This is a genomic window from Flaviramulus sp. BrNp1-15 (assembly GCF_022259695.1).
Lineage (GTDB): Bacteria > Bacteroidota > Bacteroidia > Flavobacteriales > Flavobacteriaceae > BrNp1-15.
On the sequence record NZ_CP092099.1, the window covers coordinates 1,279,907 to 1,298,376 of the forward strand.

An 18,470-nucleotide genomic window follows, 5' to 3' on the forward strand; every position below is an offset into this window, starting at 1 on the left:
TCATTTAATTTAAAATATGTTTTAAAATTTATTCTAAAGTAACTTTCACATCATTAAAAACAAGATTCCAGTCTCCTGCAGCGTTTTTATGTTCTAAAGCAATTTTAATACCATTAAAATCTTGATAATTTTCAAAGGTATTACTCAATGAAGGTTCTTCTTGGTTGCCTCTTCTAAACGTCCATTCTTTCATGCAAAAATCGTCATCATAAAAAATATCGTAAGCATCACCTGGAGTGTAACCACCTTCATTTGGATAAGTTATAGTGATTTTATTTAATTGTGTTTTACTTACGGGTGCTTCTGTTACTATGGATTCTGAAATTGTAGCACTTTTATCCCAAACCAATTGAAAGGGTATTAATAGCCAAAACTTGTCGTTTACAAAGGCGCCATCAGTTTTAGTAGTTAGTGAATCTACTTTTTTTCTATTGTAATTGATTGTATCGGTTTTTCCCAAAAGCGTAACTTCGTTAGTTTTTGGTTTCCATATCCAATGTCTATTTCCTGCAAAAGTAAAAGCGACCTCAGAAACATGTTTCCAGTTTTCATATCCATGGGCATTCGCTATTTTTTGTGCGGTAGAAAGTTCAGTTTTAACTATTTCAGGTTCTGTAGGTTCTGTTTTTTCTTTTTGTTTACAACCAACAAAAAGAAATGTAATTAAAGTGATATAAATAAGAGTTTTCATTATTTTAGTTTTTTATAAAGATATGATTAATAGATGAGTACCAACGAAAATTATTTTAAAGTTAATAAAGAAACTTGGAACAATAAAGTTAAAGTACATGCTAAAAGCGAAATGTACGATTTGGAGGCTTTTAAAAAAGGAAAATCCTCGTTGATGCCTTATGAGATTGAAGCTTTAGGTGATGTAAACGGAAAGTCGTTATTGCACTTACAATGCCATTTTGGACAAGATACATTAAGTTGGAGTAGGTTGGGAGCAAAATGTACAGGTGTAGATTTAAGTGATGAAGGCATAAAATTAGCACAAAATTTAAATGATGAATTGGGTTTAGATGCCAAATTTGTTTGTTGCAATGTGTTGGATACCTCAAAGTTTGTACAAGATATTTTTGATATTGTTTTTACAAGTTATGGAGTAATAGGTTGGTTGCCCGATTTAAAACCTTGGGGACAAATGATTGCTGAACGACTTAAGAAAGGAGGTACTTTTTTTATGGCTGAATTTCACCCCATAGTTTGGATGTTTGATTATTTGGATGGTAAACCTATAATGAAATATGGCTATATGCAAGATGAAGTGATTTATGAAGAATATGAAGGCACTTACGCTAATCAGGAATCAAAAATGGTAAGTAAAGAATACGGTTGGAATCATGGTTTAGGTGAAGTGATTTCAGCACTAACTGAAGCAGGTTTGCATATTGAGTATTTAAAAGAATATAATGAAAGCCCTTATGATGTTTTAACAGATTTAGTTAAAACAGAATCTGGAATGTATGTAACTAAGGATAAATTATATCCTTTAATTTTTACGTTGAAGGCGACGAAGTTTTAGTAATATTTTAAAAAGTTCGTTTAACGGTTACGTATAAGAATAGTGCGGTTTTGTGTCCGAGGATTTTCCGCAGGAAAATCAGACGTAACAAAAATGCACGACTCTTTGATTAAGCACTAAACTACGCATTATTTTTATACAATGTTACACACTGTAGCGACACGTTAAATTTATCAATTCTGTAAATTATATCTACTATATTCATCCCAATTTCCGCCAACTTTTCCAAATAAACGTTGTTCTGCAAATTGAATCATTTCTCCATTGTTACATATTTTCCATAACTCCTCAAGTAACTTTTGATTATGTTTTTGACTGCTTAATTGCGGATTATCTGGTTTGGCTTTATCAACATAATCCTTAATAGCTACGTATAAAACTACTATCGTTGCTTTAGCATCCTTTGATTTATCCATATCAGAACATTCATAACTAAATTTTTCTATAACATCAAAAAAGTTAGTTTTCATTAATTCGTCAGGATAAATTTGATTTATATTGTCAATCCAAATGTCAAGTCCATACATTGTTCCAACTTCAAAATTTTCAAGACAATATTTGATGTAATTTCTGAACGGGATAAAACTAAATTTCTTTAAAATTGATTCTTTTGTTTTTTGAGATATGAGAAATGAACTTTTGTTAAACTCTTCATTTTCGATATGATAATTAAAAGTTATATCGCGATAATTTTGTAATTCCTTTGTTTGGGCGAGTAAAAATGATAAATAGATTTTCTGATGAGTTGGTTCGACAACAGAATTTTTGCTAAATATTAAATCAATTGAAATACTTTCTTTCTCGGTAGATTCAGTTGCTTTTAATTCCGAAATCATATTCGGCTTAATTGCATCAGAATTATTTTCTAAAGTACGAGTAATTCCGTTGTCAGAATTCGGATTGTCTGTCTTTGATTCTTTGCAAGAAATAATAATAAATAAACAAACTATGGTTAAAATATTTCTCATTCGGTTTTTTTAGAGCTATTGTGTGTAATGCGATGATATGACGTCGTTCTTTAATGACTTATATCAATCGTTAAACGAAGTTAGTTGAAAATTTTTACAAAGTCAACTAGTACAACTAAAATACCTTTTATTAACTAACGTTTCGCCATATCAATATCCTCAACAACTTTATAACGAAGTAATGCCCAGTGAAATCTTAAATGGTCATTTTCTTGCCATGTTTTGCCCTTATTTTCATTGTAATGTACTAAGCGCATATCGTTATAAATAGGTCTGGTGATTTCTATAATGTTATCCCAGTATTTCAGGGCGTTTTCTAAATGAGTGATGGCTAATTGTTGTTTAACCTTGTCGCCATTGCGTCTATAAGTTTCTAAAGCGATACCTGCTTTTATTTTTTCTGCCATGTAAAGCCCCATATAACTCCAAGATTTTATATCCGCTACTTCGTACATGAGGTCCGCGTTGTCTGTAGTTTGTGTCGCTTCAACCAATTTAAGCGCTTCTTTGGCATCTACTTCAAGTTGACTTGCTAGTATCACAGGTGTTGTATAGTTTTTCGGAAATGTTTTTTTAGCATTGATCGACTTCACATAATTTTTTATCGATACAAATGTGGTGTCTTGTGGCGGTTGTTCAATAAACGTTTTAATGTCTATAAACTCCACATTTTCAGTGTTTGGATTTCTATACGTGAAACCTTCGGCATACATGGTAAAATCCCAGGTGGAATCAAAAAACGATAACAATCGTAACGGTGTTTTCCCTGCTAGATTTGATGCTTTAAATAGTTTTTCGGCATAAAGTTCGCCGTATTTTTCTTTAAAGGCATTTATAAAAACCGAATTTGGTGTTTCTGCATTATAAAGTAAGCGACCCCAAATTTTGTAAAACAACCATTGCCGTTCAAAAGCATAAGTCCAACTCACTTTATCTTTATATTCTGAAGTTGTAAAATAATCTTTAGCAGGAATATAAGTTTCAGAGCCTATAAAATAACCACCAACATATTCGGGTGTGTTAGCGTTAATATGGGCTCGGGCAAATTCTTCAACACCCCAACGCAGGCAGAAAAAATCTTCATTTCTCACAGTCCAAACAATTTTAAAATCTTTTGGAACAGGATCGAAATACTTGCCGTAAAGTTTACCACCATGTACTTTTATGAGTTTAGTAGTGGAGTGCGGGTGCGACCAGTTGAATTTCATACTCGCCCAAACTGGTTTTTCAATTTTGTCCATCGACGCTTCTTCCTCAATGCCGTTTCGGGTAATTTGTTCCATTTCTAAAGACGTAGCACCCAAAGATTCAGTATTCCCAGAAAACGGAATACGATGTATGAGTTTAGACGTGCGATTTGCCTGTTGCATACCAGCAATAATGGTTTCTCTAATCCATTTTTCGCGTTCAAAAGGTGTCATGCCACCCATGCCTTCACCAAGCGTTAAACCTATTCCTGAAAGGTCTGGATATTCATTTAATAATTGTATAACGCTTTCCCTAGTGTAGTCTTTAACAACTTGCGAAGTGTCGCCTTCAACATAATGGTGGTGATCTAAATTTTTTGCCGAAATACCACCGTGTTTTTTTGAGAAAGACGGCGGAACAAAAATATTGAAAGGCATCACGTAAGTATCAATGCCACGAGCTTTTGCCATTTTGAAGATTGAACCAAAAAGATGTTTCCACTCTTGCATTTCCTCATCGGTCCACTCTGAAGCTTCAGGATAATTTTTAGACTTAATCATGTAATTATAAGGATGTAAATTCCAAACGGTTAATGCATTGAATCGGTTTTCGCAAAGCATATCTAAAAACGCTTCCCAATAATTCAAATCTTTACAAGTTTCTTGGTGCTGATACAAAGCATTACTATGGCGATACGTATCCCAAGGCAAGTCGTATTTTATGGCTCGAAACCCTAATTTTGGTGTATCTGATTGGTTTTCGATAGATTTTAAGGTGATGCCATTGTAGAGGTTTTCAATAATGGTGTTCGAGGCATAAATTAAACCGGTTTGGTCGCCACCTTCAAGAATAATAGTTTTTCCTAAGTTTTTTATATTAAACGCTTCTTTACCCAAGGTAGAATCTAACTGAAATTGTATGCTAATTTCAGCATCATTTTCAATGAGATTATAACCATTTTCATTAAGGTTTTTAGATAGTTTTTTAAAGGCGTATTGTTGCTGTGGCGAATTATCGCTTAAAGTAATTTGTACAGAATTTTTATCTGAACAACTTATAAATAAAATTGATAAACATAGAAGGAAAATTAGCTTTCTCATTTGGTTTAAGTTAGTATACTAAGTTAAGAAAATTACAAAATGAGGATTGGTTAATTTTAAAATACCTTTAAATTAAATCCAGGGTTTGTTTACTAGCGTCTTCTACCAGAATATGTCATGGCTTCGCCTTTGCCAAACCCGTAACTTATGCCAAAGGTGACGAAGCGTCCACGTAAGGAATAATCATATGTTTCAAAAGTGGGTTGGTTGACAAAACGTTCTTGAATTCTTGAAGCAAAAACATCTCTTACGCCCAAATTAGCAACTATTTTTCCTTTGAATATTTTTTTTCTAACCCCAACATCTAAAAATGCAAAACCACTTTGTTCACCTTGTACGGTTTCGAATCCAGATTGATAATTTCCGTTTAATTCTAAATCGATATCTGCTGGCAATCCAATTTTTGAACCTAATCTTGTAGACCATTGTTTACCTGTAAAATCAAAAACTTGGTCTTCAAAAGTTCCTTTTCGGTCAAAATAGTTGAAATTAAAATCACCTGTTAAAGTCAGCCAATTACTTGGGCTATATTTTCCGTTGGTTTCAAAACCAATTGTTGCATTGGTACCAATATTTTGAGGCGTTGTAAACGTTACATTGTCTTGAAATGTAGATACACGTTCAACAACTTCGGTAGTATATCTATGATACAAACTAGAACTCAATGAGGCTTTTCCAATTTTATAAATGCTAGTCAATTCATAGGAATGGGTGAATTCTGGTTGTAAATCAGGATTTCCGACCGTAATATTAAAATTATTCCTGATGTTGAAAAACGGATTTAAATCCCACAATCTTGGTCTAAAAATTCGCTTTGAATAACCTGCTTGTAGTGAAAAATTTTCACTTAGTTTATACGAACTATGAACCGTTGGAAATAGATTGGTAAAATTCTGTGAATTCGCTTCACTTGTGTTGGTAAGCAGTGTGTTAAGTTCTGTGTTTTCAATACGCATACCAAGTTTTAATCCCCAAGTTTCATTTTCATAAGCTCCTGTTGCGTATATACCCAACACTTTTTGATTCCACTCAAAGTTGTTGGTTAAATCTTGGTTTGTTATATATTCGCCACCAATTAAATCCTGAACTTCAAAGTCGTTACCAACATCATTTATTACATATTGTGCACCAGTTTCTATGGTGTATTCTTTATTTATAGGATTTACGTAATCGGCTTTAAAAGTGTAATCTGCTTGAAGAAAATCTGTTGCGGTACGTTGGTTATTATCTACATTTTCACCTTCTAACGTTGCATCTGTAAATAAAGACGATTGGTCTTTACCGAAAAAACTACCCAAAGCACTTAGTTGAAAGGTGTGATCTTCGTTACTCTGAAACGTTTTTTTCCAATTAAACTCATATTGCCATTTAGGATTTGTAGCTTCGGTCGTTTCATTTCTTATCCAACGTGAAATTAAATTGTCACCTTCAAAAAAACTGAAATTAGTTTCAGAGGGTTGATCTTCAATTTCATAAGCAAAATTTCCAGAAAGTGTAAAAACATTGTATTCGTTTAAGTGATAATCTGTTCCGAGGGTGATATTGAAAAACGTTTCATTTCTGAATTCTTCACCGTTACTAAACACCGATTCGTTATTTGTAAGATTACGGTTTATGACTTCTCTTTCTCTTGGTATTGACCGATAACCTGCACCGAATTGGGTAAAGAGGTTAAATTTTTCTGTTCTTCTATTGATGCTTCCACCAATGCTATGATTGTCGGGAATACCTGTATTTGCTGAAATAGAACCATTCCAGCCTTGTTTTTCTTCTTTTTTTAGAATGATGTTTAAAATACCTGAAGTGCCAGAAGCTTCATATTTTGCTGAAGGGTTGGTGATGACTTCGATACTTTCAATCATATCTGCAGTAATTGTTCCTAGTGCATTACTGGATTGATCTGCTAAAACCGAAGGTTTACCGTTAATTAAAATTTGAACACCACCGCTACCGCGTAAGGTAATTTCACCTTCAATATTTACATTTACTGATGGTACATTGTTTAAAACTTCAAGCGCGCTCATTCCAGTACTACTAATATCTGTACCTACATTAAACACACGTTTGTCAAGTTTGAAAACTGTTTTAGACACTTCACCTGTTACCAAAACAGCATCTAATTCTTCATTATCTGAAGCCAAAACAATTGTTCCTAGATTAATAATGTTATTGGTTTTGGGCAAATCGGTAATCGTTTTGGTTTCATAGCCCATAAAACTAATTTGTAGATAAACATTGGTGTTGTTAACTTGAATGTTAAACTTTCCAAAATCATCTGTTGTAGTTCCTGTGATAATGTCTTTTGAAGTTGAATTGTAAACTGCAACCGTTGCATAAGGTATAGGCTGATTGGTATCTTCTTCTACCAGAGTTCCTGAAATATTTATAGTTTCATTTTGCGCAAAAGCCAAAGGGCTCTGTAAGACTAAAAAAAATATGATTGTAATATAATGAAGTTTTGCTTTCAAGTATAAAATGTTTTTATTTTATAATCTAGTTTAATGAGTTTCTTTTAAAACTTTAGGCATTTTAGCTTTAAACCTATTTAATCTTGGTATGGAGACATTTTGAATATATGGGTGATTTGGATGTAGTTTTTCATAATCTTGATGATAATCTTCGGCAACCCAAAACTTTTGAAACGGATATACTTCTGCGGCTACTTTTACATTTAACTCTTTTTCTAAGACTTTAATTTTGTTTAGAATGATTTGTTTTTGTTCATCATTTTGATAAAAAATAATAGATCGGTATTGAGGACCTCTATCATTACCTTGTCCGTTTACTTGGGTAATATTTTGTGATGCAAAATAGACATCAACTAAAGTGGCAAAACTTACCACTTTTGGATCATAAATAATCTCTACAGCTTCAGCGTGTCCTGTTCTGCCTGTATTACTAGCTTCGTAAGTCGGATTCTTTGTATGTCCTCCAGCATATCCCGAAATAGATTCTTCAACACCTTTTACACTTTCATAAATGGCTTCTACACACCAAAAACAACCACTTGCAAAATAGGCGCGTGCTTTTCCATTTTTCATTGATACTTCAATAGGTTCAGCATTAATTACAGCCTGTTGTTCCTTTTTGTTTTGTGCATCATTTTTACAATTAAAAAGTAAGGTTATAAATAAAAGTGGAATAATTCTTTTCATGCGTTTTGTTTTTCTTTTTAATAGACGTTGAAAGTTAAGAAACCTTAAAGGTAATTTAGTGAAATTAATCATAAAAAAAGCCTTCAGGTTAATGAAGGCTTTTAAAAGTGTATGTTTTTAAAATGAATTAAAGTTTAGAAAACATTTTTTCCATTTTTGCTTTTTGTTCTTCGGCTAAAGCAGCGTCAACTAAAATACGTCCACTGTGCTCATCTGTAATTACTTTTTTACGAGAAGCAATTTCTACTTGCACTTGTGGCGGAATAGTGAAGAAAGAACCGCCAGAAGCACCTCTTTCAATTGGTACAACTGCTAAACCATTTTTTACGTTGTTTCTAATTCTGGTATAAGCAGCAACTAAACGGTCTTCAATTTGTTCTTTATATTCTTCAGACTTAGTAATTAAAGCTTGCTCTTCTTTTTCAGTTTCACTTAAAATAGCGTCTAACTCACCTTTTTTATGCTTTAAGTGTGTTTCACGCTCTTTTAGCTTCTCTTTAGTTTCAGCTATAACTTCTTTTTTCTGCTCTATTTGAGCTTTAAATTCTTTAATGTGTTTTTCAGCTAATTCAATTTCAAGTTCTTGAAATTCAACTTCTTTAGTTAAAGAATTATATTCTCTGTTATTTCTAACATTTTTTTGTTGCTCGCTATATTTTTTAATTAAAGCCTTAGACTCTTCAATTAAGTTTTTCTTTCCAGCAATGTCGTTATCTATTACTTCTAAATTAGCAACAAGCTTTTCAAGTCTTATGTTTAATCCAGCAACTTCATCTTCTAAATCACGAACTTCTAAAGGAAGTTCTCCACGAACATTTCTAATTTCATCTATACGAGAATCGATGAGTTGTAAATCGTAAAGCGCTCTTAAACGCTCTTCTACAGTTGCTTCTTTCTTTTTAGCCATACTTTAAAAATACTTAACAGGATTGGTATTTGTCTTTGATAAAATGATTGCAAAATTAGTAATTTTTTTTGTAAGATATGCTACTAAAAGATTTTTTGTGAACTGCTCACTTTCATAATGTCCAATATCGGCTAAAAGAATGCTGTTTTCGGCAGTAAAAAAGTCGTGATATTTCAAATCTGCAGTTATAAAAGCATCAGCACCAGATGCTTTAGCAGCTTGAATTGCAAAACTTCCCGAGCCTCCTAAAACTGCAATTTTTTTAATGGTTTTATTTAAAAAAGCAGAATGCCTCACGCATTTTGTATTCATTTTGGTTTTTAATTGTGCTAAAAAATCAGATTCACTTATAGGTTTTGACAATTCACCAACCATTCCCATACCAATATTCTGGTTTTTATTTTCTAAAGTGGTTATTTCGTAAGCCACTTCTTCATATGAATGTGTTTTAAATAGTGTTTGTAATACCTGCGATTCTAAATGTTTAGCATAAGTTACTGTAATTTTTGTTTCTTGTTCGGTGTGAATTGAACCTTTTTCTCCTTTTGTAGGGTTAGAATTTTCATTGCCGTTAAAAGTTCCATAACCTTCAACATTAAAACTACAATCATTATAATTACCAATACTACCTGCTCCAGTTTTAAATAAAGCAGCTCTTAAGGTTTCAGCTTCTTTTTTAGGAACGTAAGTTGTTAGTTTTTTTATGGTTTCGCTTTGCGGAATTAAAATACGTTTGTTAGTCAATTCTAATTGATTACAAATCATATCATTTACACCTTGTAAGGCATTGTCTAAAGCTGAGTGAATACTGTAAATAGCTATATCATGTTTTATGGCTTTCATAACTACACGTTCTACATAACTCTTGCCAGTAAGTTTTTTTAAACCTTTAAAAATAATAGGGTGGAAGCTTACAATTAAGTTGCAATTTTCTGAAATAGCTTCGTCTACAACAGCTTCAAGAGTATCTAGAGTGACTAAAACGCCAGTGACTTTTGTGTTTTTATTACCAACTAAAAGCCCAACGTTATCAAAATCTTCAGCGTAAGCTAAAGGTGCAAGTTCTTCTAAGTGATTTATCACGTCTTGAACAATCATATTTATTTTTTATCTATAGGTTTAAAACAAATATAAATATTATATTTTCGTTGTGATGAAAATATTGAGATACATATTACTTCCAGTAGTTCCAATTTATTTTTTAATAACATGGTTACGAAATAAATTATACGATTTAGGTTTAAAAAAGTCTGTTTCTTATAACTTTCCTGTGATTTGCGTTGGTAATTTAAGCGTTGGTGGAACCGGAAAAAGCCCAATGATAGAGTATTTGATTAGTATTTTAAAAGATGAATTTAAAGTAGCGACATTAAGTAGAGGATATAAAAGAAAAACAGAAGGATTTCAGTTGGCTAATAAGAACTCTTCTGCTGAAACTATTGGCGATGAACCTTTTCAGTTTTATACAAAGTTTAATAATGATATTTATGTAGGTGTTGATGTCGATAGACAAAATGGAATACAAACATTAAGAAATTTAGAAGATTCGCCAGAAGTTATTTTGCTTGATGATGCTTTTCAGCATAGAAAAGTAAAAGCTGGGTTTAATATTTTACTTACCACTTATCATAATCCATATTTTAATGATATGGTTTTGCCAACAGGAAATTTAAGAGAACCAAAAAGAGGTTCGAAACGAGCTGATATTATTGTGGTTACCAAATGCCCAAATGATTTAAATCAAGCCAAAAAAAATGCTGTAATAAATAAGATTAAAGCTAAAGGTAATCAGCATGTGTTTTTTAGCTCTATTATGTATTCTGATGTTGTGATTTCAGCAAATTCTACAAAAAACATTAATGATTTAAAATCATTTTGTTTAGTAACTGGTATTGCTAATGCAACTCCATTGGTTAATTTTTTAAATGCTAAAAATTTGCAATTTGAACACCAAAACTTTAGTGATCATTATAATTTTACAGAAAAGGATATTTTAGAATTAAATAAAAAAGAACTTATAATAACTACTGAGAAAGATTTTATGAGATTAAAACAATATGAATCTTTAAAAGAGACATTGTTTTATTTACCAATAAAGGTTAAAATAGATGATGAATTAAAATTTAATAGTTTAATTAAAGCGTTTGTTAAGAAGCACTAGCGCTAGCCGAAGCATCTTTTTTACCCGCTAAAGCATTGTAAAGTTTTTTCTCGAACTCTTCTTGTTTAAATGGTTTTGGTATAATATCAGTAAAACCAGCTTCTTCAAATTCGTGCATTTTATCTTCAATGGTTACCGCTGTAAGAGCAAAAATGGTAAGTTCTTTATCAAAAGATCGAACAATTTTTGTGGCTTCAATACCGCTAATTCCTGGCATATGAATATCCATTAATATAATATCGTACTTATTAGCTTTTATGCTTTCTACCGCAGCTTCACCATTATCTACAATATCACATTTAAGATCCATTTTAGTTAAAATCTTTTTAGTAATCATTTGGTTGATTTTATTGTCTTCAACCACCAAGATTTTAACATTAGTTAAGTCTATATCACTAGAGTTTCCTTCAAAATAAGTTGGCTTAGTTTCTTTAGCTTTCTTAACATTGGTATGTTCTAAAGGTATTTCAAAATAAAAAGTGGTTCCTTTTTCTAATTCACTTTTAACGTAAATTTTTCCTTTTAAAATTTCAATTAAACCTTTTACAATAGACAATCCTAAACCTGTACCACCGTATTTACGGTTAATTTGTATTGAACCTTGAGAAAAACTTTCAAACATATGGTCTTGTTTTTCTTGGCTAATACCAATACCGTTATCTTCTACTTCAAAACGAAGTGTGTAAATTTTATTCTTTTCCTCAATTTTATAAACACGAATCCAAATATCTCCATCATGAGTAAATTTAATTGAGTTACCAATTAGGTTTATAAGAATTTGAGAAATTTTTAATTGATCTGCAATAAAGTTTTCTGGTAGATCTTTATCGTATTCAAAGTGAATTTTAATATTATTATCTGATGCAGAATTACTTAACGCTAGAATAATATTGTTAATTTTCTTTTTTAAGTTGAAAGACTCTGGTTCAATATCAACTTTATTAGCTTCAATTTTATTTATTTGAAGAATGTCATTAATAAAAGTTAAAAGATAATCTCCTGAGAATTTTAAAGATTTTAAATGTTGAATTTGTTCTGGTTTTGGGTTTTCATCCAACAACATATTACTTAACCCTGTAACCGCATATAGAGGGGTTCTTAGCTCATGAGTAACGGTAGACAAGAAATTAGCTTTAGTTTTTGATGCTAATTCTGCTTTCTCTTTTGCAACAATAAGCTCAGAATTTTTCTTGTGAAGCATATTGTTGGTTTTTAACCTTATGTTGTTGTTTTTGTATAGCGATAATGTTAAAAGTGATAAAATTGTAATTAATGCCACACTTAAAATAGAGATTAAAGTGCCTAAACTATTATCAGATTCAGATTGTTTTAATTTTTCTGAAACTTCTTCTAATTCTTGATTAATATCAGCTATTTTGCTTTGTGTTTCTTGTTCTTTTGATGCATTAGTTCGAGTAACATTTCTAATAGAATCTGATAATTTTATATGTTCATTAAGATAATCTCTTGAAAGTTTAAAATTTTCAGTTTCATTATATAAATTACTAATTACTAAGTAGCCTTGGTTTAAGATATCTGTATATTTATTTTCTTTGGCCAATTGTAAGCCTTCTGTAGCATATGATAGAGCTTTATCATTATCACCCAGTTTATTATAAACAATCCCTTGATTGATTAGAATATCACTTTGAATTTTAAAGAAATCTATTTTTTTGGCTTGGGCCAAGGCTTGTTCAATTATTGCTCTTGCTTTTCTGTAGTTTTTTAAAAGCATATAAGTTTTTCCCTCACATAAAAGGGTTTCGGCTAAATCTTCATCTAAGTCTTCTTCTTCAAATTTAGATTTTGCTGCGGTGTAGGAATCAAGTGCTTGATAATAATCTTTTTTGGCTAAATAAACATCTCCAAAAATTTTGTATGATTTCCCTAAATTAGCATTGTCGTCTATAATACGCTGTACTTCAATAGCTTTGTTAAGGGATTTAATAGCTTTATCTTCTTCACCAATAATTAACTGTAGTTTACCTTTTACAGCATATATTAATCCAATACTTTTTTTATTATCTGCCTTTTCAGCTAATTGTAAAGCTTCGTCCAGATTTTTTTGCGCTTTATAGTAGTTATAATTATCTAGTTCGTTTTGAGCTTGCTCAATACGATAATTAATATTGTTTTGTGCTATTTCAGGGTCGTTTTCGATTGTTTTTTGCGAATACACGACGATGCTGAAAAGCATTAATACTATATATATGTAGTTTTTAATCTGGGACATTTATAAATAATATTAAAGACAAATATAATTATTTTATCGACAAAACGCATTTTTTTTCCGATAAATTACATAATAGGTCAATTATTCTCTTAGAATATCCAGTTTCATTGTCATACCAACCAATTATTTTTACCATATTACCTATAACTGATGTCATTTGTGAATCAAAGACACAAGAATGTGTATTTCCAACAATGTCAATAGAAACAATTGGGTCTTCAGTATATTCTAAAATATTTTTATATTGATTTTGAGATGCTTCTTTAAAAGCATTATTAATATCTTGTATTGAAACTGTTTTTTTTACATTGAAAGTAATATCAGTTAATGAGCCATTTATTACAGGTACTCTAATACCGCAACCTCCAATAACATCTGAAAGTTCTGGGAATATTTTAGTAAGTGCTTTTGCAGCTCCTGTCGTTGTTGGCACTATAGATTGACTTGCAGCTCTTGCCCGACGTAGATCGCGATGAGGTTGATCGTGTAAACTTTGGTCTGTTGTATAAGAATGAACGGTTGTAATGTAAGCTTGATTAATACCACATAGTTTATTGATGATATCAATCATTGGTGCCGCATTATTTGTTGTACAAGATGCGTTAGAAATAATAGTTTCTTTACCATCAATACTTTCATCATTCACACCCAATACAATAGTTTTTATGTCATCTTCAATTGGAGGAACACTTAAAATAACTTGTTTTGCTCCGTTTTTTATATGGAATTCTATATCTGAAGTAGTTTTAAACTTTCCAGTAGACTCAATCACAAAATCCACATCAAAAGGTTTCCAAATAATGTCTTTTGGGTGCTTTTTGTTTAATAAAGGAATATGTTGTCCATTAGCTATAATATGATTTGTGTCGTATGAAACGTCTCCATTAAAAATGCCATGAACACTATCGTATTTCAATAAATGGCTTAAGGTTTTAGTTTCTGCTAAATCGTTTATAGCAACAACTTGAATGTTTTTATAGTCTTGAAGTAGTCTAAAAACACGTCTGCCTATTCTACCAAAACCATTGATAGCAACATTAATCATAATTAATTAATATGTTTTTGTGCTCGGTAAGACGATCTTACTAAAGCACTACTTTCAACATGACGGAAACCTAAATCTAAACCAATTTCTTCGTATTCTTTAAACTGATCTGGATTAATAAATTGTTTGACTGGTAAGTGTTTTTTACTTGGTTGTAAGTATTGACCAATAGTTATCACATCTACATTATTAGCTTTTAAATCGTGTAGTGTTTCTATAACTTCTTCACGGGTTTCACCCAAACCAAGCATAATTCCAGATTTAGTTCTACGTTGTCCTTGTTGTTTTAAATATTTTAAAACGCCTAAACTTCTGTCGTATTGCGCTTGTATTCTAACCTCACGAGTTAAACGACGAACCGTTTCAATGTTATGAGATACCACTTCTGGAGCAACATCAATAATTCTATCAATATGTTGTTCTATGCCTTGAAAATCAGGAATTAGTGTCTCAAGTGTGGTTTCTGGATTCATGCGTCGCACTGCTTTAACAGTTTCTGCCCACATAATACTTCCCATATCTTTTAAATCGTCTCTATCTACACTGGTTAAAACAGCATGCTTAATTTTCATAATTTTTATAGAGCGCGCTACTTTTTCAGGTTCATCCCAATCAACAGTTTCAGGTCGTCCCGTTTTTACACCACAAAATCCACAAGAACGTGTACAAATGTTACCCAAAATCATAAAGGTAGCGGTACCCTCTCCCCAGCATTCACCCATATTTGGACAGCTTCCTGAGGTGCAAATAGTATTGAGCTTGTACTTATCTACTAAACCTCTTAGTTCGGTGTATTTTTTTCCTGTTGGAAGTTTAACACGAAGCCATTTTGGTTTGGGTTGACGTTCTGGTAATATATTAGAAACTGTATCGGTATTCATATATCTAAAATAAAGCAGCAAAGATACAAAGTATTCTTTTAAAATGCTCTAAATAGTTGTAAGGTACCAAATGCTAAACCCTATTAAAAACGCAATACCTAGCCAACTTAAAAAATGAAGTTGTTTTGATGGATGACATGCTTTTGGAGTGTGTTTGCTGCAAATTAATTTATAACTTATAATAGCGTAAAAAGGTGCTGTTATGAAAGATAAAATAGTAGCAATTTTGATTAATAAACCCATTTCTGAAGCTAGAAATAAAAAGATAGCAATGGTTCCAATAGAAAGTATTGAAATCCAAAAAACATAGTTCAGTTTAGTTGTTTTTTTTAAAAGCAATTCTGAAGTTTTTGCCATAGCTCTGGGAGACGCGTCTAGTGTGGTTAAAGTTGTACTGAACATAGTTGTAAAAGCAGCTATACCAATAATAATGTAAGCCCAATCACCTAGATTTAATGTATACATGTTTATTAATTGACCTGAAAAAACACTAGCAGAACTACTAAAAGTTTCTCCACTATTAAACATGACTAGAGTACCCAGAAGCACAAAGCAAACACCTAAAACAATAGTACCAAAATAGCCAATATTAAAATCAAACAAAGCAGATTTAGTATTGTATTGTTTAGTGTCTTTATTTTTCTCAATAGACCATAACGATTGCCAAACAGCAATATCTAGAGGTGCTGGCATCCAACCCATAAAAGCTATTAAAAAGGCAATCTCTATTGGGTTTTCGGGTAATACTTGTTTAAAATCTAATGTATTTGAGTTATTAAATAAAGCAATACTTACTGCAGCTATAGTACTAATGGTTAATGTAATAATGATGATTTTCATTAACCTATCTAGTAACTTGTATTTGCCAATAATTAATAAACTTAAACAAACCAATAAAATAATAACAGTCCAAACTTTAACACTTATTAAATCGCCAAATAGAGTAGATGCTATACCGGCAGTTACAATGGTTACAGCGGTTTGAATGGTAAACATTGTGGCTAAGCTTAAAATAAAATAAGCTATTAAAACACCTTTTCCGAGCTTATTGTAGCCATCTAAAAGACTTTCTCCTGTGGCAGTGGCATAACGAGGACCAAATTGAAAAAACGGATATTTAAATAAGTGTATTAAAAGTAAAGCCCAAAGTAAACCTAGTCCAAAATCGGCACCAGCTCTAGTAGATTGTACTAAATGAGACACGCCTATTGCAGCACCAGCAAATAATAATCCCGGACCTAAGTTTTTAAGTTTAGTGATCATTTATTTATCTCTAATAATTTCGGCGAGTAGTTTTTTTGCGCGAAGTAATTTTACTTTAACATTATTAATAGGCTCTTTAAGCTCTTTTGAAATTTCCTTATAGCTTAATTCTTGAAAATAACGTAGGTTAATAACTTCTTGATAGTGTGGTTTTAGCTTTTTAATATCACGAAGTAATTTTGCTAAATGTTGCTCTGTAATAAGTTTGTCTTCAGGTGAAGGTGATTCGTCTAAAATTTGTAAAACTTCTCTATTATCTTTTGATATAACCTGAGAAATAGAATGTTTTTCTTTTCGTAATAAATCAATATGAATATTCTTTGAAATAGTAGTTAACCACGTTTTAAACTTGTAGTTTTCATCAAAAGTTTCAATTTTGTCAAATGCTTTAGAGAACGTTTGAATGGTGATGTCTTCTGCATCATTCTCATTTTCAGTGCGTTTTAATTGAAATCCGTAAATATCATCCCAAAAGGTGTCTAATAAATAATTAAATGCTTTCTGGTCGTTTGCTTTAGCACGTTTAATAGCTTCCTCTATTTCCAATGGTTAGGTTTTGAGATAAGATTGTTTATAAAGATAGTTAATTGTGCAGTAATTAAAAATATTTCTAAAAAAGGGAGGAAAAATAATAGGTCTGTTTCTCCTAGTTTTTTTGATGACTTACCAAAAATAATATATTGTAAAACAACACGAAATAATATCAATCCACAAACTATTTGCCATTTAAAAGTAGTGATAAGTAAGGCTAATGCTAAAACCCAAAATAAAAACTGTGAGCAATAAATTAAAGTTAATAATATTTTGTGCTTTAGTTTATAATATTTAGCTGTTGAAACATGGCGTCTCTTTTGTTTAAACCAATCTTTGAACGTTGTTTTGGGTACTGATTCTGTAAAACTATCTTTTGAAAAAGAGATAGTAGTATTTTTATTGTTTGCTACTTGATTAACAAACAAATCATCGTCTCCAGAACGCACTTTTATATGGCTTATGAAACCATTAGCATTAAAGAAATCTTTTTTAGTGTAAGCTAAATTTCTACCAACACCCATGTAAGGAATTCCTAATTTGCTAAATGAAAAATAAGTTATTGCAGTTACTAAGGTTTCAAAACGGATAAGTTTGTTTAAAAAAGATTTTTTAATTTTTGAGTATGCACCATAACCTAAAACTATTGAAGTTTTATTATTAAAATGTGAACTCATTTCCTTAATCCAATATTTTGAAACTGGTTTGCAATCTGCATCAGTAAATAAAAGAAAGTCGTGTGTTGATGCTTTTATGCCAAGTGTTAGAGCGTATTTTTTATTTCCCCAAAATGCTTCAATATTTTTTACATCTACAATTTTAATATTTTGATGTAGTTTAGAAAAATACTCCATGACTTTTAATGTTTTATCATGCGATGCATCATTAATTAAAACAATTTCAAAATTTGGGTACTCTTGTTCAATAATTGATGGTAAAAATGTTTTTAGGTTTTCAGCTTCATTTTTAGCACAAATAATGACTGATATAGGAATGTTTTTTGAAGACGTTTTTTTCTCTTTTAGAAAAGCAAATCTACCAAAGAAGAATATGTAAAAAATAACTTGAATAAAAACTACAACAATAAACGTGTAGAAAATAAAATCAAGAAAACCCATATAGGTTTATGAGTGTTGAGGTTCGTTACAATCGCTAAATTGATCTGGAGTTTTTCCGCAAAACCCGCAAGCTTCTCCGTCTTTATTTAACATTGGATTTTGGCTTGCACAAGTACCAGCAAATTTTCCATCTTTTTTTGCCCATATCTTAATCGCTATTCCAGCAATAGCCAAACCCAATAAAATTAAAGTTATAAAAAAGAGTTTCATAAATGATAAAAATATTTATGCAAAGATAATGTTTTGATTATAATTTTTTGAAAAACTAAATCAATAAGATTTGTGACTTTTTTTTGTTTTATGTGTCTTAAAATTAAATGTTTATAATATAGGGTAGTTGTTTTGAAAAATTATAGGCATAAAAATACTGAGTTAGTTAGTGCTATTAATTTTTA

At 31.2% G+C, this 18,470-nt stretch carries 16 protein-coding genes; 2 read left to right on the forward strand and 14 right to left on the reverse strand.

Translation table 11 applies throughout. The features are described from left to right. Positions 1-28: 28 nt before the first annotated feature. On the reverse strand, positions 29-691 hold the full coding sequence (locus tag MBM09_RS05755; protein ID WP_238675892.1) for a hypothetical protein: 663 nt from the start codon (positions 689-691) through the stop codon (positions 29-31). Positions 692-724: 33 nt separating this feature from the next. On the opposite strand from MBM09_RS05755, the gene MBM09_RS05760 reads away from it, so the two are divergent. After that, a complete protein-coding gene (locus MBM09_RS05760) occupies positions 725-1,525 on the forward strand; it encodes a class I SAM-dependent methyltransferase (RefSeq protein WP_238675893.1) in 801 nt (266 codons plus the stop codon). A gap of 173 nt (positions 1,526-1,698) precedes the next feature. On the opposite strand, the gene MBM09_RS05765 is transcribed toward MBM09_RS05760, so the two are convergent. From MBM09_RS05765 to MBM09_RS05790, 6 genes are all read right to left on the reverse strand, one after another. Continuing rightward, on the reverse strand, positions 1,699-2,493 hold the full coding sequence (locus tag MBM09_RS05765) for a hypothetical protein (protein ID WP_238675894.1): 795 nt from the start codon (positions 2,491-2,493) through the stop codon (positions 1,699-1,701). Positions 2,494-2,627: 134 nt separating this feature from the next. Continuing rightward, on the reverse strand, positions 2,628-4,781 hold the full coding sequence (locus MBM09_RS05770; protein ID WP_238675895.1) for a hypothetical protein: 2,154 nt from the start codon (positions 4,779-4,781) through the stop codon (positions 2,628-2,630). 92 nt (positions 4,782-4,873) lie between these two features. Next, positions 4,874-7,249: an outer membrane beta-barrel family protein gene (locus tag MBM09_RS05775; protein ID WP_238675896.1), complete on the reverse strand. Its 2,376-nt coding sequence runs from the start codon at positions 7,247-7,249 to the stop codon at positions 4,874-4,876. A gap of 30 nt (positions 7,250-7,279) precedes the next feature. Beyond that, positions 7,280-7,936, reverse strand: a complete 657-nt coding sequence (gene msrA / locus MBM09_RS05780; protein WP_238675897.1) for a peptide-methionine (S)-S-oxide reductase MsrA — start codon at positions 7,934-7,936, stop codon at positions 7,280-7,282. Between the two features lie 127 nt (positions 7,937-8,063). Beyond that, positions 8,064-8,843 (reverse strand): zinc ribbon domain-containing protein, encoded by a 780-nt coding sequence (locus MBM09_RS05785; RefSeq protein ID WP_238675898.1) that lies wholly within the window; start codon positions 8,841-8,843, stop codon positions 8,064-8,066. A 3-nt stretch (positions 8,844-8,846) separates the two neighbouring features. Then, positions 8,847-9,941, reverse strand: coding sequence for a Nif3-like dinuclear metal center hexameric protein (locus tag MBM09_RS05790; RefSeq protein WP_238675899.1), 1,095 nt, complete (start codon positions 9,939-9,941; stop codon positions 8,847-8,849). Positions 9,942-9,996: 55 nt separating this feature from the next. Between MBM09_RS05790 and lpxK the strand changes: the two genes are divergently transcribed. After that, the gene (lpxK, locus tag MBM09_RS05795; RefSeq protein WP_238675900.1) at positions 9,997-11,004 is read left to right on the forward strand and encodes a tetraacyldisaccharide 4'-kinase; all 1,008 of its coding nucleotides are present in this window, start codon (positions 9,997-9,999) and stop codon (positions 11,002-11,004) included. On the opposite strand, the gene MBM09_RS05800 is transcribed toward lpxK, so the two are convergent. The 7 genes from MBM09_RS05800 to MBM09_RS05830 are packed head-to-tail and all read right to left on the reverse strand — an operon-like array spanning position 10,991 to position 18,285. Beyond that, positions 10,991-13,237 carry an ATP-binding protein gene (locus MBM09_RS05800; protein ID WP_238675901.1) on the reverse strand — a complete coding sequence of 749 codons (2,247 nt, stop codon included), beginning with the start codon at positions 13,235-13,237 and terminating at the stop codon, positions 10,991-10,993. The genes lpxK and MBM09_RS05800 overlap by 14 nt on opposite strands. A gap of 28 nt (positions 13,238-13,265) precedes the next feature. After that, on the reverse strand, positions 13,266-14,282 hold the full coding sequence (gene gap, locus MBM09_RS05805; RefSeq protein ID WP_238675902.1) for a type I glyceraldehyde-3-phosphate dehydrogenase: 1,017 nt from the start codon (positions 14,280-14,282) through the stop codon (positions 13,266-13,268). A gap of 2 nt (positions 14,283-14,284) precedes the next feature. Continuing rightward, on the reverse strand, positions 14,285-15,163 hold the full coding sequence (lipA, locus tag MBM09_RS05810; RefSeq protein WP_238675903.1) for a lipoyl synthase: 879 nt from the start codon (positions 15,161-15,163) through the stop codon (positions 14,285-14,287). Between the two features lie 48 nt (positions 15,164-15,211). Beyond that, on the reverse strand, positions 15,212-16,426 hold the full coding sequence (locus MBM09_RS05815) for an Nramp family divalent metal transporter (RefSeq protein ID WP_238675904.1): 1,215 nt from the start codon (positions 16,424-16,426) through the stop codon (positions 15,212-15,214). Further along, complete coding sequence (locus tag MBM09_RS05820) at positions 16,427-16,972, reverse strand: RNA polymerase sigma factor (protein ID WP_238675905.1); 546 nt, start codon at positions 16,970-16,972, stop codon at positions 16,427-16,429. It abuts the gene before it with no gap. Beyond that, positions 16,963-18,075 carry a glycosyltransferase gene (locus tag MBM09_RS05825; protein ID WP_238675906.1) on the reverse strand — a complete coding sequence of 371 codons (1,113 nt, stop codon included), beginning with the start codon at positions 18,073-18,075 and terminating at the stop codon, positions 16,963-16,965. The genes MBM09_RS05820 and MBM09_RS05825 overlap by 10 nt, the downstream gene beginning before the upstream one ends. A 6-nt stretch (positions 18,076-18,081) precedes the next feature. Further along, the gene (locus tag MBM09_RS05830; RefSeq protein ID WP_238675907.1) at positions 18,082-18,285 is read right to left on the reverse strand and encodes a membrane or secreted protein; all 204 of its coding nucleotides are present in this window, start codon (positions 18,283-18,285) and stop codon (positions 18,082-18,084) included. Positions 18,286-18,470 lie beyond the last annotated feature (185 nt).